Source organism: Ruminococcus flavefaciens (assembly GCF_900116855.1).
Taxonomy (GTDB): Bacteria; Bacillota; Clostridia; order Oscillospirales; family Ruminococcaceae; genus Ruminococcus; species Ruminococcus flavefaciens_R.
The window spans coordinates 1-26,769 of record NZ_UETD01000003.1 but is presented as its reverse complement, the minus strand read 5'-3'; the positions used below and the strand labels follow the sequence as shown (position 1 = coordinate 26,769).

General features: G+C 46.8%; 18 protein-coding genes. 4 read left to right on the top strand and 14 right to left on the bottom strand.

What is annotated here, in order from left to right; genetic code table 11:
* Positions 1 to 21: 21 nt before the first annotated feature.
* The 3 genes from DSZ37_RS02510 to DSZ37_RS02500 are packed head-to-tail and all read right to left on the bottom strand — an operon-like array spanning position 22 to position 1,719.
* Positions 22 to 459: a DUF3021 family protein gene (locus tag DSZ37_RS02510; protein ID WP_242978551.1), complete on the bottom strand. Its 438-nt coding sequence runs from the start codon at positions 457 to 459 to the stop codon at positions 22 to 24.
* Complete coding sequence (locus DSZ37_RS02505; RefSeq protein ID WP_109725396.1) at positions 456 to 905, bottom strand: LytTR family DNA-binding domain-containing protein; 450 nt, start codon at positions 903 to 905, stop codon at positions 456 to 458. Before DSZ37_RS02505 ends, DSZ37_RS02510 begins: the two co-directional genes overlap by 4 nt.
* A gap of 37 nt (positions 906 to 942) precedes the next feature.
* Positions 943 to 1,719, bottom strand: a complete 777-nt coding sequence (locus DSZ37_RS02500; protein WP_109725395.1) for an MBL fold metallo-hydrolase — start codon at positions 1,717 to 1,719, stop codon at positions 943 to 945.
* Positions 1,720 to 2,003: 284 nt separating this feature from the next.
* Here DSZ37_RS02500 and DSZ37_RS02495 point away from each other — a divergent pair, with 284 nt between their 5' ends.
* Positions 2,004 to 2,504, top strand: coding sequence for a hypothetical protein (locus DSZ37_RS02495; protein ID WP_109725394.1), 501 nt, complete (start codon positions 2,004 to 2,006; stop codon positions 2,502 to 2,504).
* A 60-nt stretch (positions 2,505 to 2,564) separates the two neighbouring features.
* Here DSZ37_RS02495 and DSZ37_RS02490 read toward each other — a convergent pair whose 3' ends face one another.
* Positions 2,565 to 5,216, bottom strand: coding sequence for an RICIN domain-containing protein (locus DSZ37_RS02490; protein WP_431768063.1), 2,652 nt, complete (start codon positions 5,214 to 5,216; stop codon positions 2,565 to 2,567).
* 199 nt (positions 5,217 to 5,415) lie between these two features.
* On the opposite strand from DSZ37_RS02490, the gene DSZ37_RS02485 reads away from it, so the two are divergent.
* Positions 5,416 to 6,195 (top strand): AraC family transcriptional regulator, encoded by a 780-nt coding sequence (locus DSZ37_RS02485; protein ID WP_109725392.1) that lies wholly within the window; start codon positions 5,416 to 5,418, stop codon positions 6,193 to 6,195.
* Between the two features lie 397 nt (positions 6,196 to 6,592).
* Here DSZ37_RS02485 and DSZ37_RS02480 read toward each other — a convergent pair whose 3' ends face one another.
* From DSZ37_RS02480 to DSZ37_RS02465, 4 genes are all read right to left on the bottom strand, one after another.
* Entirely contained in the window at positions 6,593 to 8,422 is a 1,830-nt protein-coding gene (locus tag DSZ37_RS02480) for a hypothetical protein (protein ID WP_109725391.1), read from the bottom strand.
* A 17-nt stretch (positions 8,423 to 8,439) separates the two neighbouring features.
* Positions 8,440 to 9,006: an RNA polymerase sigma factor gene (locus tag DSZ37_RS02475; RefSeq protein ID WP_181380212.1), complete on the bottom strand. Its 567-nt coding sequence runs from the start codon at positions 9,004 to 9,006 to the stop codon at positions 8,440 to 8,442.
* Positions 9,007 to 9,374: 368 nt separating this feature from the next.
* A complete protein-coding gene (locus DSZ37_RS02470) occupies positions 9,375 to 11,510 on the bottom strand; it encodes a leucine-rich repeat domain-containing protein (protein WP_109725389.1) in 2,136 nt (711 codons plus the stop codon).
* Positions 11,511 to 12,142: 632 nt separating this feature from the next.
* Positions 12,143 to 14,488, bottom strand: coding sequence for a dockerin type I repeat-containing protein (locus DSZ37_RS02465; protein ID WP_109725388.1), 2,346 nt, complete (start codon positions 14,486 to 14,488; stop codon positions 12,143 to 12,145).
* 351 nt (positions 14,489 to 14,839) lie between these two features.
* Here DSZ37_RS02465 and DSZ37_RS02460 point away from each other — a divergent pair, with 351 nt between their 5' ends.
* Entirely contained in the window at positions 14,840 to 15,382 is a 543-nt protein-coding gene (locus DSZ37_RS02460) for a hypothetical protein (protein ID WP_109725387.1), read from the top strand.
* 233 nt (positions 15,383 to 15,615) lie between these two features.
* On the opposite strand, the gene DSZ37_RS02455 is transcribed toward DSZ37_RS02460, so the two are convergent.
* Positions 15,616 to 15,786, bottom strand: a complete 171-nt coding sequence (locus tag DSZ37_RS02455; RefSeq protein ID WP_181380211.1) for a hypothetical protein — start codon at positions 15,784 to 15,786, stop codon at positions 15,616 to 15,618.
* A 213-nt stretch (positions 15,787 to 15,999) separates the two neighbouring features.
* A complete protein-coding gene (locus DSZ37_RS02450) occupies positions 16,000 to 17,763 on the bottom strand; it encodes a substrate-binding domain-containing protein (RefSeq protein WP_109725386.1) in 1,764 nt (587 codons plus the stop codon).
* Between the two features lie 285 nt (positions 17,764 to 18,048).
* Here DSZ37_RS02450 and DSZ37_RS02445 point away from each other — a divergent pair, with 285 nt between their 5' ends.
* Positions 18,049 to 21,180 carry a carbohydrate-binding protein gene (locus DSZ37_RS02445; protein WP_181380210.1) on the top strand — a complete coding sequence of 1,044 codons (3,132 nt, stop codon included), beginning with the start codon at positions 18,049 to 18,051 and terminating at the stop codon, positions 21,178 to 21,180.
* 249 nt (positions 21,181 to 21,429) lie between these two features.
* On the opposite strand, the gene DSZ37_RS02440 is transcribed toward DSZ37_RS02445, so the two are convergent.
* From DSZ37_RS02440 to DSZ37_RS02425, 4 genes are all read right to left on the bottom strand, one after another.
* Positions 21,430 to 22,851: an NAD(P)H-dependent oxidoreductase gene (locus tag DSZ37_RS02440; RefSeq protein ID WP_181380209.1), complete on the bottom strand. Its 1,422-nt coding sequence runs from the start codon at positions 22,849 to 22,851 to the stop codon at positions 21,430 to 21,432.
* Between the two features lie 564 nt (positions 22,852 to 23,415).
* A complete protein-coding gene (locus tag DSZ37_RS02435; RefSeq protein WP_181380208.1) occupies positions 23,416 to 24,393 on the bottom strand; it encodes a DUF4003 family protein in 978 nt (325 codons plus the stop codon).
* 290 nt (positions 24,394 to 24,683) lie between these two features.
* A complete protein-coding gene (locus DSZ37_RS02430) occupies positions 24,684 to 25,595 on the bottom strand; it encodes a hypothetical protein (RefSeq protein WP_109725382.1) in 912 nt (303 codons plus the stop codon).
* A gap of 119 nt (positions 25,596 to 25,714) precedes the next feature.
* On the bottom strand, positions 25,715 to 26,218 hold the full coding sequence (locus DSZ37_RS02425) for a hypothetical protein (RefSeq protein WP_109725381.1): 504 nt from the start codon (positions 26,216 to 26,218) through the stop codon (positions 25,715 to 25,717).
* Positions 26,219 to 26,769: the final 551 nt, after the last annotated feature.

Genomic DNA, 26,769 nt, shown 5'->3' with positions numbered 1-26,769 from the left:
CAACTGTTCCGATCTTTCGGTTTACTTATCCTGTTCTGCATTTGAATAACGCTTTTTGAGCTGTTGGTTCATTACAGAAGCGTGCTTTTTGTCCACAAGATAGTGAACAGAGCAGGTGAACAGATATATGCACACCACCGCAAGGAAGGTAAGCAGCACCGACAGCGGCGTTATGCTGCACCAGCCGAATGCCTTCAGCATCAGCAGCGTTGCTCCGAATATCACAAGAAAATGGATGCCCCACAGTATCAGCGACAGTCTGACGCTTTTGGTGTCAAAGCAGAGCAGTACTGCCGAGGGGAGAGCGGTTATAAAGCCGCTTAGCAGTATCTCCCACAGGATAATGCTGTTCATCTGCTGTCCCGTCGCTGTCAGGAATATAGCAGCTGCGATCAGTACAGCCGTGGTTATGTCCACAAAATAATGCAATAATGATACAAAGAATTCCTTTACCATCATTCGACCTCCTCAATGCCGAGCTTGACCTTCAGGCTGTGTACATACTGCCTTGAGATCACTACCTTTTCGCCGTTTTTAAGATGAGCCTCCAGCTTGCCGCTGAAAAGCGGTGAAAGGTAATCTATTTTCTCCATGTTGACTATCATGGACTTTGAACATCGTACAAAATCCATAGGTGCGAAAAGCTCCTCCAGCTCATAGAGCTTGTACTTGACCTCATAGACGTCGGAACGGTAATATGCGAAAACGCGGTTCTCATTCGACTCAAAATAGTATACGTCCTGATAGTTCAGCCGCACTATCTTATCGTCCATATAGCCTGTCAGCTCTGTATTCGCAGTCTGATATGAAAGCAGCATGGAGATGAGTCTCTGATCGGGTGACGCGCACCTTACGATCACAACATCTTCATCGCCCGCCTGAGGGGATTCGATTATAATTCTCATGATCTGCCTCCGCTTTTGTAGTTTGGTTATTACGGTGTCATATGCTGAGTGTGCCGCCGTGCCGCAGCTTGTATACAGGTGCACGGTCTTTCATGTATCTCTCAAAATCCGAGGTATCTATGTTTTTGCTGAATGGTGGAAAGGTATCGTCAAAGTGCGTCAGCAGGACCGCTTTCGGCTTCAGCCTGCCATATATGTCCGCTGCGATATCACACAGCCTGTCCGACCCCTGATAAGGGAAAAACGCCAGATCAGCGCCCTTGGGATAATCCGTATCCTCCGCCAGTGCAAGGCTTCCCAGTATGAGTATGCGCCTGCCGCCGATTTCTATGAGATAGCACAGGGTCTCCTTCTTTTCAAGGCAGGAAGTGAACTTTCTGACCTTTCCCACAAGGTCCCTGCGGTTCTGTATCACCCGCCTGCTGCACAGCGTCCTCACGCAGTCGCAGGCGTTCATGCGTATGTGTTTGCCCTGATAGGCTGTTATCCTGAAGTTCCCCACCGAAAACACCGAGCCTGCCCTTATAAGGCGGAGATTTTTCTTGGGGACGCCCTTTTTCAGCAGCGACTGATAGGGCGCACGTGTGCAGCAGACCGCCGTGTCCTTATGTGCTATCTCGGCGATACTGCCGATATGGTCATAGTGTCCGTGTGAGACAAGTATATTACGGCAGCCGTCAAATGCGTCCGCCGCCACCTTTATCCTGCTGTCAGGGAACGGAAAAAACGGGTCTATAAGGAGCTGAGAACTGCCGCTGGCGATCCGAACGGAAGCTGTGCCGTACCATGTGATCTCTATTCTGTTTTCATCCACGCATGATCAGCTCCTTCGCTGTATGTTCACTTCATTGTAACATATCCCGTGATAATATTCAATGGCAGAGCGAAAAAATAAAAGCAGATCCGCTCCCCGGCTGCCGCAAGCGAACACAGCCTGTTCGTATCATATATATGATAACACAGATAAGAATTGACTGTCAATGCAACTTACCCCCCGAAAAACGCAACTTACCTCGCGGATATGCATCTTACCGAAAAACTGTTGACACACCGGTGATATGGCTGTATAATCATAAAAAACCAAAGGAGGCGTCTGTCATGACATTCAGGATAAGGCACGAGACAAAAACCGTTCTGTTCATAGCTCTTGCAGCTATGCTGCTATTCTTTTTATTTATGTTCCTTTCAGTTATTTCACTGTTCCTGATTTTCGTTTCTACGGTCTTTATGGCAGCCGCACTGGTCTGCGCTCTGCTGTACTTCATCGAACAGGCTGTGGGGACCTCAATTATCATAGAGGACAGCGATATTACCGTAAAGCGCCTCCGGAAAAAGAATACCATAGCTCTCAGCGATATCATCGACGTCCGCATCGAACCATACAAGCGATATCGTCACCCCTCCCGCGGCGCAACATACACGGAGTTTCGTATGCGTATGACCATTGACGTTGAAAACGGCGATGCAATAGTGCTTACCGACAAGGCAACGGTAGCGGATAATGCCGCAGGTTTTCTGACGGGAAGGCACAAAAGGCTCCCCGATGAGGACGTTCCACTGTACCAAGCCTATCAGGTGATACGATCAAAGCTATACTGAGCCTTACACGAAGAAAAGGACTTCAGATCACGCAGGGTCTGAAGTCCTTTTCGTTTTACATTATATTTCGGGGAGAGAGGTCATCTTGCCAAGCAGGTAATTCTGTATCGCAAGGGCATCATTGGAGGTCATTCCGTCGCCGCCGCCCGAGCAGTCTGCATTTATCCTGCCCTGAGCTGTCAGGTGAAGCTCCTCTGTGCCGTCTACACCGAATCTGTCGGGATTTGAAAGCGCCTGCATAATGAGTATGGCGTCGGCAAGGTCTACTGTACCGTCACAGTTGGTATCACCATATACCGTGCTGCCGCTCTGCACTGTAACAGACTCGGCAAACCAGTTCTGTCCGCCGCTGCCGTTAATGGTCTGCTCGAATACGTTGCCGTCACTGCCGCTGACGGTGACACAGGAGCGGTCCCCCGATATCTTTGCAGCTATCTTATAGGAACCGTCACCGTTAGCCACGAACCTGAACTGCTGGTTATCGCCGTTATTAAGGGTATAGAGCTCGATATTCGTACCGTCCTCGGTCTTTTTTGCGTGAACGTCCATCGCGTAGTCCGTTCCCTCATCCAGCAGGGATACAAGGCAGAAGTAACCGTTTCCTGCGGATACAGCCCTGAACCTGCTCTGCTGTCCTTTAGCCGCGGACTGGGAGATATTGGCGTTCTTTTCCGCATTGCCGCCATCAACTCCGAGATAAAGTCCGCTGTCCGCATTGCGGAAGGCGTATATCTCTCCGTCCTTTATCTCCGCGGCAGGCTTTCCCGTTACAACAGGCTCCGCACTCACGGTCTGAGTTGTAGTCACGGGCTGAGTTGTAGTCACAGGCTCGGTCACGATGGGCTCAACGGGAATATCCGTCCTGTCGGGAGTATTGTTCAGCAGCACCTTGGGTCTTGCAGGAAGGGGAGCATCGCTTCCGAGGTAATAGCTCACATGGGGAGGCTGATTGTATGCGGACTGCTGACAGCAGTTCTGTGCGCGGTACTGCATATCGTGCATGAGAGTAGTCAGGCGCACCTTTGTAGTATCTGTGGTACACCAGATACGGAGCTTGCTGTTGTCGTCCGTTCTCATGATGAGCTCCTCACGCCAGTCGCCGAAAAGGTCAGCCGTCATGCAGGGCACCGACTTTGAGCTGTTGTTGGAGCCGCAGCCGTTTGCCGTAAATATGCGGTCTATCTTGTTTGCTCCCGTCATCTTTGATATCTTGTTCCCGTCAAGTATCTCGCGCTCAAGGTCGCCGTCCCAGTAGATGAAGAAGTTCTGTGCAGGCTTGGTGCCGCCTATCTTCTTTCCTGCCGAGTCATATACGTTACCGTCGGCAGCTCCCCAGAACTCAGCGCCCTTATTGCCTGCCCAGATATTGTCGGCTGCACAGCGCCCCGTGTCCTTGGTGAAGCTGATATGGAATACCCTCTTGCCTGTTTTTGCGTCATAGCAGGTCTCGCCGTAGGGCTTGTCCTCATGGCACTGCCATACCTCAAGTCCCTCGCGGTCGGGGATAAGGTCACCGACGTGCATAGCGTCACCGTGCAGGTCTCCCGATGTCCAGAGGAGCTTTCCGTTATCGTCGATGCAGCTTGCTCCCGTGAATATCTCCTGCTTACCGTCATTGTCACAGTCGGCTGCCATTACATTATGGTTGCCGCAGCCCCAGCCTGCAGCGGACTTGTTGTTTCCGGTATCGAATACCCACCTTTTCACCAGTTTCTTGTCCCTGACGTCTATTGCGGACCATGTAAGTCTGGTATAGTATCCTCTGCCGTATATGGCAGAGGGGTGGACTCCGTCAAGATAGGCGATACCGCTGTTCATGCGGTCAACGCGGTTGCCGTAGTTGTCGCCCCAGTCGCTCACCTTGCCTCTGGGTACGGGAAAATCTATGGTATCCAGCGCTGCGCCTGTCTTTCCGTCAAAGAGAGTCATATACTCTGGACCGCTGAGGATATATCCCTTTCCGTTGCGGTAATCCTTGCTGCCGTCGCCTATGACCTTTCCCCTGCCGTCGGTGGTCCCGTCAGCGGTCTTTGTGATGAGCTCAGCCTTTCCGTCGCAGTCAAAGTCCGCAACGCACATCTGTGTATAGTGCTGACCTGCTCTGATATTCTTTCCCAAGTTTATACGCCAGAGCTTTTTTCCCTCAAGGGTGTAGCAGTCAATGAGAACATCGTCGGTCTTTCCCTCCTGAGAGTTGTCCTTGGAGTTGGACGGGTCCCACTTCAGGAATATCTCATACTGTCCGTCGCCGTCCACATCTCCCACAACACAGTCATTGGGCGAATACTGACTTCCGGGGCGGTCAAGCTTTATGTCGAAGTAGTTGGTGCCCGAGTTGAACCTGCACTTCTCCGAGGAGGTCACCTTTCCGCCCTCCACACAGTCAACACGGTACTGCGAACCCGTTCCGCCGCCGTTGTCCTGATAGCTTGTGGCATCGCCCTTTTTGCTTGTGTAGATAAGCTTGTCATCACGGTAGAGCCTGAACTCGGCATCGTCTGCATCATCGGCGTTCCAGCGCCAGCTCACGAACATTCCGCTGCCGCTCCTGACAGCATAGATGCCCCTGTCGAGGTACTCCATTACCGCCTTCCCGTTGCCTCCCACGCCGTATGCAGCATCAGCTGCCACAGGTACTCCGAGAGAATTTACTGCCGAAGCCGCCATTGTCAGGGCTGCAGCCGCTGCTGTCAGCCTTTTTGAGTGTTTCATAATGCTCATCCTCCTTGATAATTTTAATATTCCCCTGGATCACGGTCTGTTCCGATAACAATATCATAACATCAGACCGCGGATAAGACAATGAACATTTTCAGCATAAAATTGTGTTTTTCAATCATTTTTATTTGACAATCCAAAAGCTTTAACGTATAATTATAATAAGAAAACTACTGTGGAAAGGAGGAGCATCATGCGTATAAATATGATAGGCTGGCACTGGACCCATCCTGCCGATTTCAATATTGAACGTCCCAACGGAGTACACGGTATGCAGCTCATACTTGTACGGTCAAAAGCCCGTATCATCATGGGCGAGACGGAATACAACGCGGAATCAAATACTGCCTTCCTTACTTCAAGCTGCTTTCCCCATTCGCTCCACGGTGCCGGTGAGGAATACGCTGACGACTGGATAAGATTTGAGCTGGAGGAAGGCGATAAGGACTTTCTGGACAGCCTCGGCATGGAGTTCAATGTGCCGGTAAAGCTTCCCACGGACTCCGTCTCGGAGCTTATAAGGATATGCAGAGACATCTATGAGTCGGATGATACCGAAAAAGAAGCGGTCATACGCTGCCTGATGACCGCTATAATGCTTCAGATAAAAAGCGCCTATTCTCCGAAACACAGAGTACAGACCCACTACGACAGCGAGCTTGACTCCGTGCGCCAGCAGATATACGACTCTCCGTCATATGACTGGACTATTCCTGCTATCGCTGAAAAGCTCAATCTCTCCGTCGCCCATTTCCAGAGACTGTATAAGCAGCGCTACGGCGTTTCCTGCACCAAGGATATACTGACCAGCCGCATGGAGCTGGCAAAGCAGCTGCTGAGCAAAAACGACCTCTCTGCCGTGGAGATATCCGAAAAGTGCGGATATACCGATTATTCTCACTTCTCGCGGGTGTTTCTGAAATATGCCTGTGTCTCCCCTGCTAAATACAGAAAAGACCACCTTAAAAACTAACGGGATGAATATACAAAAAGCTCCTTACTCTGAGGGCGGCACTAATATAGCAGCTTATATGTAATTATTGGGGGAAAAACCTTTCTGAGGAAAAGTTCTTCCTCTGACGGAGGCGGTCCCCTCTGTCACTGCGTGACATCTCCCCACACTGTGGGGAGTCACCCCATACCCCCTTTTCCAAAGACTTTATAACTGAATTTAGCCCCTACAGGGCGCTCCACACAAGATGTGAAAATCAGTAATAATACTGAGAGCGCCCTGTTGGGGCTAAATTTAATGCTGAAAGTTTTAGGAAAGGAGTTTGAGGAAGAGCCCTTTTTCAAAAGGGTTTTCCTCAATATCACTTGTAAAACTTCTATAAGAGTACCGCCCTTAATGTAAGGAGCTTTTAATGCTATTAATACTTTGAGCAGCCTGAGAGCTTCCACTCGCCGTCAACATTCTTCACGTTTATATAAAACGCATCTTCATGGGAAGGTGTTACGCGAATAGTAAAGTCCTCCTCTGTCTCGTCGAGGGTCTCATAATCCGACACAGCTCCCAGCGCCTTGTCAAATGGTCTTTCCACATCAAGCGCATAGAGCTTGCCGTCCTCCTCGATATAACGTGCTGCACCGTCAACGTACAGATCCTTTTCATAATGTGCAAGCAGCTCATCACAGCAGTTATCGCTTATATAGTTCATGATATCGCTCACCGAGCTGTATTTGTCCGATATGACCTCTTTGTAGGTCAGCTCATTGCCTGACTCGTTCTTTACGAGCGGTTCGTCGGAATAACCAAGAGTATTGCCGTAAACTACCGCCTCGATCTCAAAGAACGACTTCAGTGCATCAGCAGACAGTGACAGATAATCGGTTTCGTGCCATGCAGAATTATCTGCGGTAGCCCACAGTATCCTCCATCTGTTATCGTAAAGCACACATCTTATACTCATGCTTTCAGTAAAGCCCTCGGGATAACGCTCCCTGACAATACGGATATCGAAGCTTGTTTCATCAGCGTTCTCAATAACAGGTTCGCTGATGTAGGTATACTTAACGTTGGTGTTTGCTCTTTCATAGCACAGAACGCCGTCTGCCTCAATGAACTTCTGACCGTATCCCTCCCAAAGAGAGCTGTTGATCGATAAATAATCCTCGGTAAAATAATCGTCAAAGTAGTCCTTAACATCAGATAAGCTTCCGAAGCGCTGATCGGTTACTCTGTAATAATCCCGCTTCACTCCGCCCTCATTCGTAGTTAACCTGAGGTCCGACTCATCCACCTCAACACCGGGGCCTGTGTAAGCCATATCGAATTCCTCGAGCTTGAAAAGAAGTGAGCTTACTATGACATTGTTCGCAGCCTCATCGAGGAGATAATCCACAGAATACTCCTCTATCTTCCAGCTGCCGCCCTCAAGTATCAGTTTACCGTCCAGTCTGCACGGGTATTCACACATATACGCAGGAACCGAAAATCCGATAGCTTTATCATAGATGCCGTACGCTCCTATATCGGAGTATACCGCCTCGATATCCTCGGCGCTGCTGCCTATGCTGTAACTCCTCGCACGCTCCTCAGCGGCATCATCCTTATTAAAATACAGGCCGCCGTCTGACTCCATAAAAAGCGGATTCCCTGAGTTACCGTAAATCTCCATAGCATAACGGTAATCAAACATCTGCTCTGAAGAATAATTTCTGAAGTATCCCACAACATCGTCAACTGTTGAAAAACGCTCATCGGTAACTCGGTAATACGAATAATCGGGACTGATCTCATCGCTTGTCAGCCTGTCACTTTCGTCTACCTCGACTCCGCCGCCGTCGGTGATAAGCTCAAGCTCGTTCAGACCGCCGATCAGATCCTTCAGTATCACGTCAAGTTTATCCGTATCCTCCGATGTTATCTCATCGGCAGGTATAGTTATCTCTGACACGGGATCGTCAACGGCAGGCTTTTTGCCTCTGCTGAGGTAAACCGCCGTGCCTGCAAGACCTGCAACAAGAGCGGCACAGGCAGCTATGGAAACAAATCTGTGCCATTTCGGACGGCTGTAACGTTCAACTCCGCTGACCTGCTCCTCTGTATCGGCGGCTTTTGTCCGCTCATTCAGCTTATCCCTGCTCATTCTGAGCATTCTGTCTTTTTCATCCCTTGTCAGCACCGGTACTTTCGCAAGGAGATCTATGTTCTTATCGTCTGCATTTTCAAGTATCTCAAATTCTCTTTTCTCTTTCATAGCACGCATCTCCTTGCTTATAGTGTGATACCGACAGCTGACAGTGAGGTCTTCAGCTTATCGAGAGCTCTTGCCGCACGCATTCTGACCGCTGAGGCTTTCATGGACAGAAGCTCAGCTATCTCCCCCGATGTGCGGTCGTAGTAGTATTTCTGTAAAATTATGGTGGAATCGGGTTCACCGAGCTCATTTATCGTGCGGAGCAGCAGTGTTCTCGTCTCCTGCTTGTCGTGGTCGGCTTCGATATCCGAGTCTGAGCTGACTGCTGCAAGATAATCGTCAGACTCTCCCGAGAAGTGTCCCGACCTTGCAGTGAGACTGTGATAGGCATTGATGGCTCTGCGCTTTGCAACTGTTCCCACATAGCCCTTCATATCGCCGTTATAGCTGCTGTTCAGGTCATAGCCGAAAAAAATGTCAGCAAAGATATCGCTCACACATTCCTCTATATCTTCACGGGAAGCAGTGCTCCTGAGCTTGTTGAAAACGATAGCGTAAACGTAATCGCAGTAGTTCTCAAACAAAGCGTTGTACGCTTTATCCGCAGATTGCCTGTGCAGCGCACAGTATTCATTTCCTGTCATGGCTTTCCTCCTGATGTGATCAAAGTGATCTGTTGGGATAAATACTTTCATAAACAACATTCAAGTCACAGTCGCCGTGTGTCACATTCTCCGAAAAAAATTTTTCAGCTCACCCGTTCACAAAGCCGGCTGAAAAACGATGATATTGAGTATTTTTCGTTCATCATACTGTTCTGATCTATGGATAACGCTGTAAAAAATTACCGAGCCCACTGTTTAAGGCTCGGTAATCTGTTTTTTGCGGTTATTTAAGCAATATCTGTCTCGGGACCGCTTGTGGTGATAACGTCCTCTGACTCGAACTCGATGATCTCCATCTCGGGAGCTGTATATTTTTCCATTGCTATTCTCCTTTAGTATTATTAAACTTATGCGTTCTTGTACCGGTAAGCGGCATATGCATAATTTGCCACAGCCTCTGCCATACGCCTGTTCTTGACGTCTGCATTGCTGTTAGAGAGCATACGGTAAGCCCATACAAGAGGACAGAACTGATAGGTCTTGCCACCTGCCTTAATGGTCTGGTCTTTGCCAAGCTCAAGGGGTGAAAGGTCCTTTATCTCGAAATATGACGGATAATCCGCACCGCCCTTTGTACCTGCAACGGACGTGAGCTTTCCTGTCAGATCATTTGTACCTGCTGCCATGCCCTTTACATAGACACGGACTGCCATCTTGCTGTCGAGGATCAGTGTGAACTTAGCGTCCTCGTTATCATGCCTATAAAGGGGATTTGAGGTATAATACTGACTTGTATTCTGCACTGTATACAGATCGTCGATGTTCTTCTGGCTCTTGACTACCGCACCTGCAGTATCAAGGCTGCTGAGATCGTTTGAAGCGCCGTTGAAATAGTTCTCAGCCGCATAGCCATAGGTAAGTGCTGAAGAATACATATTCAGCTCTGCATCGGAAGCGCCCTCGGCACTGCGTGTCTCTTCCAGCTCTTTCAGGTATGAGCGGATGTCATACTTTACCGTATCTATGAGCACATCGCCCTTGTAGAGCTCAGCAGTAATGAGCTCCTGCATATTGTTTGCAGTAAGGCTTGCGGTTGCACAGTATACTGTCTCGCCGCCCACAGTCTTGGCAGTAAGGGGAAGCGTCTTTCCGTCCTCTGCACACTCGCCTGAGAGCTTGATGCTGTAATTGTCCTTATTCTCGGCTGTTGCAGCACCTACCACGAAGTTAAGTCCCAGATCATCGCTGAGGGAGAGAGAAACACCGTTTATCTCCGCATCGGCTGTCTCTGTGTCGATGAAATTCCCAACGTACATGGTCGAATACTCCGCTGCGTAGGATTCTGCCTCGCCTCTGATGAGCACATTGCGGCAATTGGCAAATGCAGAGAAACTGATGGATATTACGCTTTCGGGAATATTTACCATTTTAAGACCCGTACAGTTCATGAACGCATACATGCCTATGCTCTCTGTTCCGTCGGGAATAGTGAGCTTTGTCAAAGACGTACAGGCAGCAAATGCTCGTACCTCTATCTCCTTGACATTGTCGGGAATGTTTACATATTTCAATGCAGAACAGCCAACGAACATTGAGTTGCTGATTTTGGTAAGACTCTTGGGAAGCTTTACATATTCCAGCTTATCACAGGTGAAAAATGCACTTCCGCCAATGCTCTCAACGCTGTCCGGAATGGTCACTCTGGTAAGACGGCTGCATTCCCTGAAGGCATCAGGACCGATACTTTCAACTCCGTCATTTATAGTGATATCCTTCAGCGAAGAACAAGAGGTAAAAGCACTTGCACCGATGCTCTTTACGCTTCCCGGAACATAAACTCCGGTTAATGTGCGGCAGTTCGCGAATGCCATATCACCGATGCATACAACACTTTCGGGAATGGTGACGCTGCCTGTGCAGGCTGTTCCGTCAATAACGATATCATTTACGATAACAAGCGGATCTTCCGCCTTTTTTGCATTCAGCCATGCTGTATCACGGAAAGCACTTTCGCCTATAGTAGTAACGCTTGCGGGGATAGTAACATCAGCCAGCTGAGCACAGCTTGAAAAGGCGTTGCCGCCGATGGACTCCACGCCGTCAGGAATAGTGATCTCAGTTATTCCGCAGCTTCCGAAAGCAGTACTGCCTATTTTTTTAAGCCCTGACGGCAGAACCACATCTGCAAGTGCAGTACAGCCGTTGAATGCGCTGTCTCCGATCTCTGTGACAGTATCGGGCAGAGTCACCTTTGTGATGCTCTCAATCTGTGCGAAAGCCCACGTACCTATCACCGTTACAGTCTTGCCGTCCAGTGTTTCGGGGACCTCCACCTCGCTGCCTGAGCCTGTCCACTTTGTGATAGTAACGGTGGAGCCGTCCTCATTTACCGTAAAATTGTAATCCTCTTCTATGCTGCCCTCGGCATGAGCAGTTAAAGCTGATGATTCAAATGACTTTATGACTGCTGCCGCAGGAGAAGCTCCCGCAACTATAAGCAGTGCAAGAAGTCCTGATGCTGTCTTTTTCCAGAAGTTTTTCATCTTTTTCCCTCCATATACACTTTATTGTCCCATCGGGACACAGTGAACCAATATATGTTATTTTATCATAAGAGCGAAGCGTTATGATAAAATTGCCCGATCTGCAGGGAGCAGATCTCTGATCTGCGTATCTGCAAGGGCAATAAAATACAATGAACGTTTTGCGTTTATTATATCATAAAAGCGAAGCGTTATGATATAATTGCCCGATCTGCAGGGAGCAGATCTCTGATCTGCGTATCTGCAAGGGCATTAAAATAAAATATAATGAACGTTTTGCGTTCATTATATCATATTTTCAACAAAAAGTCAACTATTTCAGTATAAAAGACAATGAAAAATATATCGCTCGCTGTCATGCTCCTTTCATTTTCCATACGGAACTAATGCCTGCTGTGTGCTTTTCAATGGAACACAAAAGAAACAGCCTCTTAACAGCGAATTGAAAAAAGCCCGGCTGCAATGTTTCACATTCCGTGAAAGCACAGCGGTCGAGCCTGAAGCTTAATATGACATAAGCGGGGAGCCCCCGCAGGCTGTTTCGCGGCAATGCTTTACAAAAAAAGCACTTTATCTCCGCGCATCTTACTATTTTAGCACTTATATGATATAACGAATGCAAAACGGAGCTGTTACTCTTCGGCAGTAAGTGTATCTATCTGGTGAAGCAGATACATCTGTATACGAAGTGCATCATTTGAAGTAATGCCCTTTACCGCAGGATCAACGTCTCCGTTTACAGTGCCCTGTTCTGTTATATGCATACCTGCGCTGCCTTCAACACCGTATTTATCGGGATTTGCGATAGCCTGCATGATGAGTATGGCGTCTGCCAGCTCTACCGTGCCGTCGCAGTTCGCATCACCTTTCTTTGTTGTTTTGCTGAGCTTTATCTCAAAATTCTGATGTTCGCCGTATTTTGCAAAGGAAAGGGGCTCTTTTTTACCGTAGGTGTAGTTCTCGGGAAGGTCGGTCACTGTAAATCTGTAATCTGCATCGGTAAATCTGAGATAGTCAAACTTCATTACTGATGTTTCGGCGGTATTCCAGCCGATCTGTCCCCTGCCATAGGGTATATCCATAACCACGTTTACGCCTTCAATGGGTTCTCCTGTTTCGTCATCAACGACGGTAATATCAGCTGAACAAGAATTTTTAAAAGTTGGAACGTATTCTGCATAGAATTTTATTTCGTCCTCGCATACACCGTTCTTAACTGTGAATTTGAAGCCGTTTTTATAGTTTTCAACGTTCTGTTCAAAATACCCTTTAAGGCTCGGATCGCTGTTAACAAGTACAGCTTCGATTTCGGTACCGGGTCTTATTATTCTGTATAATGAGCTTGTAACTGTTTTTAGCAGATATTCTCCATCAGGCAGGCAAATATGGTTATTTGTAAAAGGATATCTGTATCCCTGCATATCAACGACCATAATTCCGCCCCATCCTGAAGTGGTCGTAGACACATTTCCGTATTCACCTGTATCGTGAACTGTACGTTGTATCTTAATGCTCCTCATAGATGTGGGGAATATGAACTGAACGACCTTATCGCTGTCACCGCCCTTGGAAAAAGCAAGTTTCATATCGTCATATCTGTAATAATCATTTGATTCGCCTGAAATAGCAACATAGTAATCTGCACTCTCATCAAATTCGATATCATTGATGGTTTTTACCGGTTCTTCTTCAGCATTCCAGCTCATAAGTGTGGTTTTTGTGGATTTTACCTTTTTATACAGAGTCGCTGTTACACCCTGTGCAGGCTTGCCGTCATTGTCCATGACTCCCACGGTAACAGCACAGTGCGCGTCATCAACGGGCACAGGAGCTTCATCGGGAAGCACTATCTTTGGTACGTCGAGGTTGGTTTTGCGCTTTGCTTTTATGACAACGTCCTTATGCTCTCCAAGCCTTGAAAAAGAGAATGAAACCGACGGTATATAATAGGTCTCGGAAGTATTGAGCGGAGTAACAGTATAATTCTTACCCAGACATAATAATTTATCAAGCGACATTGGATTGGTGTCAGAGCTATCCCAGGTTATATAGCCATCTTCAAACAGTCTTTCGTTTGTAAGTTCAAGTTTTATGCCGTCTACAGGTTCTCCTGTTTCACTGTCTACAACAGATATATCAGCAGTACATACTTCTTTTTCCTCAGGGATATTTTCAAGATAGAAATTCAGCAGAGTATCGGTCGTGCCGTTTTTCACATCAAACTCAAATCCCTTGGAAAAATCTCTGTTAAAATAATCCGTATTTATTCTTTTATCATACCAGCTTTTAGAATTAATGATAGCGGCAGCTGCTTCTGTATTATACTGAACAAACCTGAATGCTTTATCCGGGATAACATAGGCTGTATAATGACCGTCAGGGACCGTGATACCGCCAAGTCCGCAATATCTGGCCCCGTTTTCATCAACGATATATTTCTCAATGATACCGTCTTCAAGCAAATCTGTCATAAACATCAAGTTGTCACTGAAGAAAAAAGGTGTGGCAGATATTTCGACGTTGTTGTACAAACCGGTTTTTTCGGTCTCTGCGCGTTCCGCACTTCTGCCGCAAAGAACTATGTTGTCCGTATCGCCTTTTTTATCAAACATGACCGTGATCTTTTTCGGCAGCCCATACCCCTCGGGCAGATCGGAAAAGACTATCTTATAGCTGAATTCTTCGCTGTATTCAAGATCACTCAGTTCCTTCACGCCGTCTTGCGTCAGCTCCCACTGTTCAATGACAGTCTCCTCGTCACCTACCCTTACAAGCTGCGCTTTTATGTGCGCTCCGTCGGGGATAGGGTCCGCCAGTTCCGACATAGATACTATTGCCGAACAGGTCTCAGTGTCAGCATCAGAGACAGCTTCGATTTCCGCCGCGGCTGTAAATGTGGATATACCGCCGTTATATATGGAACAGCTTCCTATAACAGCGATCGCGGATAATACTGCAAGAGCTTTTTTGAATAACATAAATAATCCTCCTATCATTTATAAGAATCATATGTCCTTATGTGTTTATTATATATCTCAAAAACAAGTTTGTCAATCATTTATCAAGCATGATTATATATATCCGTTTATATTGCTTCAGCAGTGTCATGTTTTCGTGTTTTGCCTCTATCGGCACAGCAGCAGGCTGAATGAAAACGATTTTCATGTGCAGTCCACTTTAGCTATTATTATATATAATGCTATGCATTATTGGAAAATACAGTCAGACCGAGGGGCTATATTGCTGCCGATTGACTTTTTTCTCCTGCAGTGCTATAATTTGATGTTGGAGAAGCGAGAGCTTCTTATAGCACAAGGAGGAACAACAATATGAAAAAGAAAATGACATTATTTGCTTTATGCTTTATGTGTGTCAGCCTGATGGCTTGCGGCACTCAAACTACAAATACCAGTGTAAAGCAAACCGAAACAAGCACTACAACTGCGGCTGAACAGACAAGCAAGCCCACAGAAGCCGCTCAGCAGGAAACTACCGAAGCTGCCACACAGGAACAAACTGAGACTGTTCAGACCGAAATGCCCGAGGAGACCTCAGCTGAACAGAGAGAGAGCGTTTCCGAAGCCATTTCAGAAGATCAGGCATTGGATGCGATCAAGAATTATTGCTTCACCAATAACCCAGAATTAAAAAATATGGCTTCTTCGGACGAATATACTATTTACTGGAACGTTACATCAAATACTGCCAATGAAATAGTTGTTCTGTACAGATCATATACAGGTGCGGAAACACGCTATTATATCGACCCTGTTTCGGGAGAAACATATTCTACTGAGCTGGTTCCCGGAATAATAGACGAGGAACAGCGCACTGAAGAAAGCTTTAATGTAAAAGACTACATGGCGGAATAATATATTCAATGCTGTCAAGAAACTAAGTTTTGATAAAAAATGTCCTCAGAAACACTCTGAGGACTTTTTTCGTAGAAGTAAATCCGTGAAAGCACATCGAAAAGTCCCTATCGTCTTGCAGAATTGTTCAGCGTACACTGCGTAAAGCGGTAATAGTATCCCTCACTGTGCTTTGTTTCGTAAAATCGAAGTCCCACGGAACTCCTTTATACCCGGGCTGCTTTTCGTGCCATTCAGCTCTCTTTGCATTCTTTTTCCGCCGCTCTGCCAAGCACTTCTTCTTTTGACCCCACAAGGCTCTGCTTCAGCTTTGCTGCCCTGACTACAGCCTTAGTCAGGCTGTACAGAGGATTTTTCAGTCCGTCGGGCGCCTTTACCACCTTGTCACGCTTATCAAATCTCACTCTCATTACCTCCGTTTTCCGCATATCTCTCCGGAACATTTGTCATATCTTTAGTTAGCGATTACTAACTATATTATATCACATCCTGTCGGATTTGGCAAGGTATTTCCTTAAATAATGCCCGATCAAAAAAATGCCCCCGAAGGGGCATAATATCACCAAACTCATATTTTCAGGCTCGGTGATCCTCTTTTTACGTTAAGTGAAGCTGTCTTAAACACCTTTACTCCTGCGGAAACGCTGACGGTACTCCGACAGAGTCATTCCCTCATTGACCTTGAACTGCTTGGCAAAATGGGCGTAGGAAGCATATCCGCAGAGCTCAGCTATATGCGACATGGTAAGGTCTGTACTGCTGATGAGCTCCTTTGCCTTCTGAAGCCTGAAATCGATCAGCTCCTCAACAATGCTTTTTCCGAAATATTTTTTATACATCCTCTGGAGGTAGCTCCTGCTCACATGAGTGTGTCCGCAAAGCTCCTGTACGCTCCAGTCGGCTTCGGGATGCTGCTGCATCTCCTCACGGAGCTGTCCGAGCTGTTGGTACAGCTGCGGATTTTCCACATCCTTTGCACTGACCTCTGTCTGAGCTCTGAGCACAGACCTCTCCTCAAGCTGATCCAGCGCAAGGCAGAGATAACCGATAAGCGTGCAATATTCAGGCTGATAGCAGCAGGCAAGTCTTCCGAAGGACAGTGCGGCAAATCCGAACTGCCGTTCATTCATGTGAAGCGGCGAAAGGAAATACGCAGATGGGTGATCGGGCGACTCCGTAAGGCAGGAGATAATGTCCCCCTGCTTCATGGGGCGCTCTGAAATGCCGCTGCTCCTGCCTGCCCTGTCAGTCCACAGAACCTGACAGCAGTCCTTGTGCGCCGAAAGCTGGGATTGAGGGGACAGTGACTTCAGACAGCGGTCTGTGAGAAACACGCGGAAATCCGACCAGTGACAAACCAGATATATCCTGCTTGCCAGCATATACAGCAGGTCATACAGCGACTCTGAGTGTATGAGCTCGAACAGCACCTCACTGTGATAGAACCACTCTTTGTAACGTAATATGAGCCTCTTTTCCCTGCGGCTTTTCTCGGTAGTGCTCTGTACGGGCACGCAGCCGCAGCTCCGTCCTATCTGGATACGGCTGTGTCCTGACGATATCCTGCGGCAGTTTCTGCCCGTCATTATACTGTAAAGCCGCCTGAAAGCATCTGCTCCCAGCTGAAAACAGCTTTTCGGGAAGCTTGTGATACTCACATCGCTTCTGGCATGATCCAGATAGCCGTCAAAGCCTGTGACGGCTATATCCTCGGGAACGCTTATGCCTGCCTTTTCAAGTGCCGCGATCAGTGTATCTGCCATTATATCGTTGGCGCATACCACTGCCTCGGGCATGGTGAGCTCACCGCTGATAATGCGCTGTGCGAACTGAACAGGAGCATTCCGCCAGAAATCTCCGTATGCATAATAGCTCTCGTCATAAGGCAGCCCATGTCTCTGCATAACATGGAAATAGGTCTCAAGGCGCTCCTCCGCCTGAGGAGTCCCCTTTGTACCCGTAAGGCAGTATATCTTTCTGCACCCGTGGACTTGTATCATGTGCTCAATAAGCAGCGCAAAGGCATCGGGATCGTGGGAAACAGTGTTCTCAAAGAAGGGATGCTCCCCCGCATCAAGGAGCATAACAGGCTTTCCCGTGCGTTTCAGAAGCGAATCGAGCCTTTTCTGTATGCCTTTGGTGAAGAAAGCGTTCTGGTCATACAGAAACCCGTCAAGCTCGGAGCTATCTATAAGGCGGAATATTTCCGCTTCATGTTCAACATGAGGAGACACAGGCTCCTGAAAATTATTTCTTGTGGCAAGCACCATAACATTGCAGTCTGCAAGCTCGCTCTGCGCGATGATGCCGCGGATTATCTCAGAGGTGTATTCACGGTAGCATTCCGCTGTGACAACCCCCACTGTAAGCCTTTTTTTCATAGATAATCACCCCTACTTTAATTATATCATATTGTGAACAAAAATGCAAGACTTTATGACATATGATCGTTTCCTTCTATGTTGGATTATCTTTGGATCCAAGACAATAGAATCTTGCTTCCAAAGCCCGGATGGAGTATACTGTTATAAAGGGACTTTTTTCGCCGCAGAACGTTGTTTTCTCGGGTCAGGAGCAGCCTTTGCAGCGCAGAGTCCGAAGGGGAAATGTTCACGCTCGTATGCGTAAAGAAAAATACTTATCCTATACGGAAAGGACAGAGAAAAATGAAAAAAAGAACGGCAGGATTACTTAGTCTGTTCATGATACCGACCATGCTTTACAACAGCACAGGCATCATGAACTCTCACCCCAAAGGCTTACTGAACGAGCTCAGGGCGGAAGCAGCGGATATCAGCGGCAGAGTGCTGTATGTTGCGGAAAACGGCAATGATTTCAGCGGAAACGGCTCCTCGAACGCGCCTTACAGGTCCATCAAAAAGGCAGCCGACGAAGCTACCGCAGGAACTACCGTACTCATACGTCCCGGCACCTATATCGAGGAGGATATAAGACCCAAGGAATCGGGCAGAGAGGACGCCATGATCGTCTTCCGTCCCGAAAACAGCTCCGATATAGGCAAGGTCATCATCAAGCACAAGGACGTCTTTGACGGCTCCTCTGTTACGCCGCAGGTAAGGGCGCAGTGGCTTCAGGACACGGGCTGGAGCGAGAACGATGTAAAGCACTATGACAACGCAGGCATCGAATACTCCATAGCAGGCAGAAAAAACCAGCTTACCGACGTTTTCAACCTTTTCGGCCGTGACTACGTCAAGATCGAGGGCTTCGTCTTTGAGGACTACAAATACGCCCGAAGCACCATCAACATCATGGGCAGGGGGAACGTGGTGCTGAACAATCAGTTCAAGAACATCGGCTGCGTTTACAATGCTCCGTGGACATGGTCCAATCAGGGAGTTTACCGCCCCGATGTTACCATTCCCGTGGCAGGTCCCGACAATGTCATCCGCAACAACTACTTCCAGAGCGTCTACGGCGAGACTCTTTGCTACGATAATCACTCACAGAACTGCATAATCTCCGAGAACACATTCATCGGCGGCATAGGCAAGAACGCAGGCGCAGGCGGCGCGGAGTCCTCCACCTTAGGCGGCAGAGCCGACGGCAACAGGAACAATGCCTTTGCTTTCAACTACTCCGGCGGCTCCGTTAACGGCGGTACCATCTGGCTGGATATAAGTGTAAGAGACTTCACCGCTGTCAGAAATGTTTCCTACAATACCGCCTACTTCATGTTCAACGAGTCCGAATGTACGCGAAACTGGGCTTATGAGAACATCGTATACAACAGACCTCTCGACGGAAACGGACGTATGCCCATGGATACGGAGCACTTCATGAACTTCCCTGCACAGCGCATAGAATCGGGACTGTTCTCCGCTTTCTGGGATACGGGCTCCACATGGGATGCAAGGTGGATAAACAACGTCACCTACAACCTGAAAAACGGCATTTCTCTTGACAGGTCGTGGAATAACGAGGTAAGAAACAACATCGCCTACGAGGACGAAAACAGTATGTACGGCAGCAATGATACCGTGGGACTTCTGGTAAAGGAGACCTCCGTAAACGGCTTCCATGCATGGCACGGCATAGACCTCAAAGGCGGCGGTTCAAATGTGTTCCGCAATAACCTCTGGTACTCCGCAAGGAAGCCCGCCTATGTGCGTTATATGGACCCGTCACAGCCAAGTATCACCGTTGACGCCTTCAACGCGCAGATAGGTTCCAAGACCGAGCTTGCCAAGGACCCCATGTTTGCCGACCCTGCCGCAGGTGACTTCAGCCTCAGGGAAGGCAGCCCTGCTATCGGCTCAGGCGACAACGGAGTGAACAGGGGCGCTTATGCGGTCTATCCCAAGATCGAAGTGGGCTATAACGACAGCCTCGGTCTTACAGAAGATGTGAACGCAGGCTTTGCAAAACTGAACACCTCCGCCAAGGCAGGAGATACCATAGAGCTTGAAGTGAAGCTCAGCAAGCCCGCAGCAGGTCCCCTGACCTTCAAGGTAACTCCCGTTGCAGGCGATGCTCAGCCCGACAAGGACTACAGCTTCATAGACGATCCCACCGTTTCATTCGGCGCAGGCGATACAAGCAAAACAGTCCGTGTGAAGATAATTGAGGGCTACGATCTGGATCAGCTTCTGGTGTTCCGTCTTGAGCCTGTGGGAAGTACTCCCCTTGAGGCAGTGGGCGCAAGAGATATGCACCTTGTAAGGATAGACAGAGCCGAAAAACGAGTTCTGGTCATCAATAATGTGGGCGACTCCATGGGAACGTCCATCGTTGAGTATCATACTCCCGGCGAGCTTGTTACAATAGACGCAAAATCAAGAGCAGGCTACACATTCGACGGCTGGCAGCCCGGTATCGACGCTATGGAGGTAACTCCCGTAAGTGCAGACGGCACACGCGCCACATTCATCATGCCCGATTACAACCAGAGGATACAGGCAAAATGGAAGCTCAACGGCTCCCGCGTCAATGTGGCAGGCATCCGTCTGAACAAGGAGTCCCTTGCGCTGAATGCAGGCGACACCGCGAAGATACAAGCAGATGTTTTCCCTGATAACGCAACGGATAAGGTAGTTCTCTGGACTTCATCAAATCCTCTGGTGGCTTCCGTTGACAGCAAGGGCAATGTTACGGGAATGTCCGAGGGTACAGCTGAGATAATCGCAAGAACTCTCGAGGCAAGCGACAAGCAGTTCACGGCAAGATGCAAGGTCAGCGTAACAGGCACTATCGCTCCATCAGGAGACGCCATCGAAGCTGAGGACTACAATCATCAGTCAGGTATCGACATCGAGAACTGCAGCGAGGGCGGAAGCGATGTTGCCTATATCGAAAACGGCGACTACATCGGCTTTGACGGCATAAATTTCGGCAGAGGCGCAGAATCACTGAACTTCCGCGTTGCTTCAAACGGAAGCAGCGGCGCTATCGAAGTACGACTCGGCTCTCCCGACGGAAAGCTCATAGGCACCATGGACGTCAGTGATACAGGCGGCTGGCAGAAGTGGTCCACCCAGATATGCAGGATAGAAAAGACCACAGGCGTGAATGATGTGTACTTCGTATTCAAGGGCGGAGAAGGCTATCTGTTCAATCTGGATAAGTTCAGCGTCAATTATCCCTACGAAAATGACGACCTCGCAGGAGACTGCAATCTTGACGGAGAAGTCACTGTTGCCGACCTCGTAATGCTTCAGAAATGGCTGCTGCACAAGAGCACAGAGCTTACCTGCTGGCGCCACGCAGACCTGTGCAGGGACAATATCATAGATGTATTCGACATGGTGCTTCTCAGGCAGAAGCTTCTGGGCAAATGAATCTATGATTCTTCAAAAACGAAGCGGCTAAAAGATCAGTACTCAGAGAGATAAAAGCACAGTTGATGTATATTTGATATACAGACCGCATTTTCAGAATATAAAAAAATAACTGCTCGCAAGATGATACATTATCAGTCTTGCGAGCAGTTGCTTATATTCTGTAAAAGTATGTATTCAGGCAAAAAAGGCACTATGTTCTGCGGTATGCAGATAACAGAAAAGCCTGACAATTGCCCCTCTGACAGATCATTTCATTTGTCCGATCAAAACAGAGCTGTTTTTCAGGTACATCTGAGGCATTCTCATCAATTCCTCCGAAGGCTCATCTCCTCTTGCGGCTGCTTTCTGCCTTTCTATGACAGATACGCTTTTATTCTTTCTTCTTTCGGTTATTGTCGGGAGCCCTTCAAGGTGCAGTAATGTCATTTTATACGGCATAAGCCTTGCTTCCCTGTCCTTTCTGGCATCCTCCGCATTGTCCAGCCAACGGACATTGGGATTGGGAAGGAGCGTATCATAACAGCCTATTCCCTTGAAATAACTGTAATCACCGGGGCAGCGGTTCTTCACACTTGCTGCTATTTTTGAAAAACCGTGTCTGATACCTTCCTTTAAAAATCCGTTTTGCGGCATAATATCGGAATTATATGCGATAGTCATTTTGTCGCACATTTCCTTTATTTTATCATTATTTTCAATTTCCCATACATCACTGAGATAAGAGCAGTTGAGCCCGTCAAAAGCTTCGCACTGTATCTTGAATCCCGTAATATCTTCTCTCTCTGTTTTTTTGTCAGGGATAAAGAAATATGATTTTATCACTTCGTCCTCGATGCCCGAACGTCCTAAGCTTGCGTGTCTTTCAAGGAAGGTCTTGTAACAGTTTCCGAGGGTCGAATAGTGCAATTCTCCGAAGTAAACTATCATATCCGTATCCAGATATAGATCCTCAAAGGTTTTTTCCCAGTCATCGTTATAGATACATATTCTGTTGCTGAAGCAGCTCTGACATCCAGTACACTGATGTATAACCTTATCTCTCAGCGTTATTACATCGGTGTCAAAACCGCTGGCTTCAAATCTCTGCTTTGCCGCTTTTATAGCGGAGTCTATTTTGTCTATCCCTTTTTCGCAAGTATCCAGCAGAACCACTCTGCCCCGTGTTTTAGCCTGAGGCAGGCTCGAACTATTATAGTATCCGGCTGTTGCTCTTATATATCTGAACCAGCAAAACAGCTCCTCTCTGCCGACAGGAGAAAGTATCTCCGAGCTTTCCAGACTGAGGCTGTTGATATATCTCAGACCGTTTCTCTTTGCCCATGTCTCGAATCTGTTGTGCGCCAGTGTATCGCCGACCATTCCCGAAGTTGATATAAAGGTTATGGGCTTATCCTTTATCAGATCATAATGATCATCGGAAAGCACATCAAGCAGCTTCCCCATACTGCTGTGTACATCAAAATGGAACACCGCACCTGACATTATTATCAGATCGGCATTTTTTACTGCGTCTTCAATTTTTTCGGTAACTGTTCCGCTGAATGCAGGAAGGATCCCGAACTCATCAGCGTTCAGCTTTTCCTGAAACCATTTCTGCAAAAGCAACACTGCCTGCAGTGTAATGGATTGTTCGTTTTTCGGCGAACAGTTAAGTACACATATCTTCATAAAACCTCTCACTTTCCTGACTGAATTATTTCTGTGACTTTCCGGCAGGTCATAAAAAAGCTGCTGCTCTGTTATGATTCGCCTCATCCGATCAGATCATTCCATAAAAAGTATACTGCACTAAGGCACAAAAAAACCGATGTTCAAATAATAATTCAAACATCGGCGTATCAGTTGTTGTGCCGGATATTCACAGGGATACTCCCGCTGATCTTCATTTCAGCAGCAGTTTCCTTTGCAATGATCGTTTTCTCCCTTATGTGAACATATGCATATACATTCTTTATGTGTGGAATGATTTGGCTCGATACGGATGTTTCCGAGTATGTTATTGATTTGTAAAGCGGAGTCTTTCTTTCTTGTGATCTCATATCATTTTGTACTTTGCTGATCCTATGAGCACCGGTTCAGATACTTCTGTTATATGGCGCTTACCCGATCAACACACAGTAATTAATTTTACTACGTTTTATTTCGGTTGTCAAGGTGAATTCCCATATAATTGCAGTAACATCTCATATATATTATATAATAATATCTCACCGCTGACGTTGTGTTTTATACTTATGAATTCGCGCTGCTTGCGGCTGCTGATGCAGCGATGGCGGCACACATTGCAGCTTCCTGTGCGGCGATCATTGCCAGTGCAGAAGCGGAAACTGCCGCCTGAGCATTATCGCTTTCTCCGTAAAGATCGGCGGTTAGCATAGCTGCGTGCATGAGTCTTGTTTTCTTGTCGAGACTTAATGCTCCGTAGCCCTTCTGACCGCTGAGCAGGCTGTCGATGGCGATCATGCTGTCAACAAGCTCTTTTTCATCTGCATCTATTATCGATACCGCAGCAAGCGTTGACAGCTCGAAGTGCTTGCCGAACTTGCGTCCTGCTTTCTTTAAGGCATCGAACATTCTGATCATTCTGTCTACCTTTTCCTCGGGAGCTCCGTTTGTCATGGAAAGTATGTGTGAAACTGTCTGAACAGAGTCCTTGTCATAGAACTTTTCCCTGAGGAGCTCATAGCACTTCTCAGCGTCATCAATAAGCTCGCTGTCGCTCTTTTCCGAAAATGCCATAAAACCTGCCATTATGCTGTCCTCTTTTGACGTAAGTATAGGGTGCTCCTTCTTCATCTTATCATATACAGTGCGTCCTCTTGCTGCAATATGTCCTGCCTCTTCGATCGTGGTCTTTTCAGCAAGGAGAGTTGCGAGGAGAGCAAGGTATTCCGATCTTCTGAAGTGCTCCTTGAGAATGCCGTACATTGCCATTACCTTCTCAAACTGAGCGTCAGGATCATCAGCTATGCAGAGCTTTGCTGCAAAAGGAACCATTACATTTCCTTTCAGATAAGAACCGAAGCCTGCATTCTTCTTTATGAGCTTCTTGCATTCGCGGAGCTTATCGGCGTCCGCTTTAACTCCTGCGGCACAGAATACATTTGCAGCCACAGGGTAAATATATGAGCTTTCAAGCTTTATTGCCTTTTTGACAGTGTCTCTGTTCTCTATGAAGTCCTGTGTGAGCTGGTTTATCATTTCTTTCATGGTTATTACTCCTTTTAATTTATTAGCTTTCCGCTTCTGTAACCATAGTATACCACACATTTATCAGCCTGTCCCCCTTTTAATATTACGGAACATTACAATTATGAAATATGCCGTTTTCTGTCTTCCGCAATGCCACTCCATGCAGCATAAGCGGGCGTGCTGCCTGTAACAGCAATTTCAGAGATATAAGAAGCACCTGTCTATTTGGACAAGTGCTTTATGTGTTAAGCTGATCATGTTTGTTACAGTCTCAATTCTCATCTCTCATTATCTTCAACATATGATATTCAGAACAGATCCAGCATACTGTCGAGATATATCTCTTCACGGACAGTAAGCCGGTATTCCGGTTTTGTAAGATAATAAAGCAGAAATTCCAGATTGACAGCACTTCCGAGTCCTCTGCCTTCTATTTTGAAATTAGAAAAGCCGAGGGGCAGATAAGTGCTGATGATGTCATCTGTACTGATAAATGCCGGATTTTTCATCGCCTTTGAAAAACGGTATCCCTCTCCTGCATCGGGTGCAGTACAGATGTGCTCGGGACAGTTTTCTCCGAGATTTTTCCTACTTACATTTTCATAGCAGGCTTTTCTGTCTTTGCAGTAAAACGAGCAGCATTCATTGCACAGAAATTCGACTTTATCCTTCCGGACCTGCGAGAGTGTATCAAGTTTATCAAACAGCTTATTCAGCCTGAAATCAGGAACAACATATTTAAAATCACTTCGTTCTGTTTCCTTTAAAAACTGGTCGAAATCAGTCCGGACCTTTGTAGTCGAGGAAACGAAATAAAGGTCGGGATAACTATTCTTAATATATTCAAGCAAAAGATCAGAGTGGATCACCACACCGTTCTGTACACCTTTGCTTCCGGCGAAAAGTTCACACAGGGCATTGCATTTTCTGTCGGAGAGATGTTCAGGTTTTATAAGCGAATTGCTGAAAGTTAGCCTTGAAGGAATACCGTATCCACTCATAAGCGCCAGAACATCTTCAGCTTCACATTCGCCGAATCCCACGCGTCCGCCGCCCCAGATACAGTCGGCAGGAGCACCATAGACAGAGGCTATTTCGCACCAGTCGTAGAAATATTCCCGATGCTCACGGTACAGCGGCAGAAACACACTGTACAGATCATAGAACTCAAACAGCCCCGGAAGATGAAAATAAGCTTTTTTCTTTGCAATGTTTTCCATATGTGATCATACCATTTCCTTTTATTTTATGTCATCAAACCGCATATACCCACCGCACTTCAAGACACTTTAAACAGTTTTTTGATTGCCTTTATACAAATCTGAATTTACATTCGTAATCAATCTAATCTCCATTCATCATAATGCTCACTTACCCTTGATGAATGGAGATGAGACTTGAAAAGATAAAACCATCCGGGCTGAAACGGCTGCGATCTTAACAAATCAAAATCAATTATATCCATGAACATATTATCATCATTACTCCATTCATAATTAAAATAAGCATCAGGATATTTTTTCAAATACTCTGCAACAATTATAAGTATCATATCAGAATTCATGCTTTCGATTCCATGTCTCTCATCATCCCAGACAAAATCAAAAAATACTTCACGGTAATAATCATTTCCATTGATTGTAAAAATAGGATGATCTCCCTGATCCACCCATACTCTAACACCTTTGCCATCACAGCCTTTAGGTTTCATATAAATTGCATTGTCTTTTTCTACATCAGTATCATATCCAAGAGAACTAATAATTTCAAGAAATTCTTCTACACGTTCATATTCAGTCAATTCCGTCCTATGATTTCTGAGTATTTGAGCTGTTGATGCCATTTATCATTATCCCTTCTGTATTAATAAACATTATAAACCGTTCGTAATCTGTGCTGTCATCTTAATATTCCAATTATAACACACCTAAAATGCATTTACAATATCTATTAGAAGTAAAAAGCAAACAACAGTAAAATCATAAAAAAATGCCACCCCTCTGTGCGCTGTCCTTAACGTAACTTTATAAAAACGCAAGTAAACCGAGTGGTTATGAGCCACTCGGTTTCTCTTTTAGCAGGCTTCCTTAGCATTTTCTGCGGATTCACATATGCACTCATCTCTAATTTTCAGAAATATCGAGTACGATTAAGTATTCCTTTCGTTTTTTCATATAAATTGGTTAAATGCTTCCTTCGCCCACTTAGCAAGCTCCGTTATGTCATTTCACTCCCTCCGTGTGGAGGGAGACATGTGAACATTGTCGGAAATCGGACGGTGCGTATAGGTATTTCAATCCACTCCCTCCGTGCGGAGGGAGACCGCAAACATTGATTTTTGATAAATGACCGTAATAATAATTTCAATCCACTCCCTCCGTGCGGAGGGAGACA

Excerpts from the sequence above, each read along its gene's own strand:
- DSZ37_RS02510 (WP_242978551.1), bottom strand. The coding sequence starts at position 459 with ATGATGGTAAAGGAATTCTTTGTATCATTATTGCATTATTTTGTGGAC.
- DSZ37_RS02505 (WP_109725396.1), bottom strand. The coding sequence starts at position 905 with ATGAGAATTATAATCGAATCCCCTCAGGCGGGCGATGAAGATGTTGTG.
- DSZ37_RS02495 (WP_109725394.1), top strand. The coding sequence starts at position 2,004 with ATGACATTCAGGATAAGGCACGAGACAAAAACCGTTCTGTTCATAGCT.
- DSZ37_RS02490 (WP_431768063.1), bottom strand. The coding sequence starts at position 5,216 with ATGAAACACTCAAAAAGGCTGACAGCAGCGGCTGCAGCCCTGACAATG.
- DSZ37_RS02485 (WP_109725392.1), top strand. The coding sequence starts at position 5,416 with ATGCGTATAAATATGATAGGCTGGCACTGGACCCATCCTGCCGATTTC.
- DSZ37_RS02480 (WP_109725391.1), bottom strand. The coding sequence starts at position 8,422 with ATGAAAGAGAAAAGAGAATTTGAGATACTTGAAAATGCAGACGATAAG.
- DSZ37_RS02475 (WP_181380212.1), bottom strand. The coding sequence starts at position 9,006 with ATGACAGGAAATGAATACTGTGCGCTGCACAGGCAATCTGCGGATAAA.
- DSZ37_RS02470 (WP_109725389.1), bottom strand. The coding sequence starts at position 11,510 with ATGAAAAACTTCTGGAAAAAGACAGCATCAGGACTTCTTGCACTGCTT.
- DSZ37_RS02465 (WP_109725388.1), bottom strand. The coding sequence starts at position 14,488 with ATGTTATTCAAAAAAGCTCTTGCAGTATTATCCGCGATCGCTGTTATA.
- DSZ37_RS02460 (WP_109725387.1), top strand. The coding sequence starts at position 14,840 with ATGAAAAAGAAAATGACATTATTTGCTTTATGCTTTATGTGTGTCAGC.
- DSZ37_RS02450 (WP_109725386.1), bottom strand. The coding sequence starts at position 17,763 with ATGAAAAAAAGGCTTACAGTGGGGGTTGTCACAGCGGAATGCTACCGT.
- DSZ37_RS02445 (WP_181380210.1), top strand. The coding sequence starts at position 18,049 with ATGAAAAAAAGAACGGCAGGATTACTTAGTCTGTTCATGATACCGACC.
- DSZ37_RS02440 (WP_181380209.1), bottom strand. The coding sequence starts at position 22,851 with ATGAAGATATGTGTACTTAACTGTTCGCCGAAAAACGAACAATCCATT.
- DSZ37_RS02435 (WP_181380208.1), bottom strand. The coding sequence starts at position 24,393 with ATGAAAGAAATGATAAACCAGCTCACACAGGACTTCATAGAGAACAGA.
- DSZ37_RS02430 (WP_109725382.1), bottom strand. The coding sequence starts at position 25,595 with ATGGAAAACATTGCAAAGAAAAAAGCTTATTTTCATCTTCCGGGGCTG.
- DSZ37_RS02425 (WP_109725381.1), bottom strand. The coding sequence starts at position 26,218 with ATGGCATCAACAGCTCAAATACTCAGAAATCATAGGACGGAATTGACT.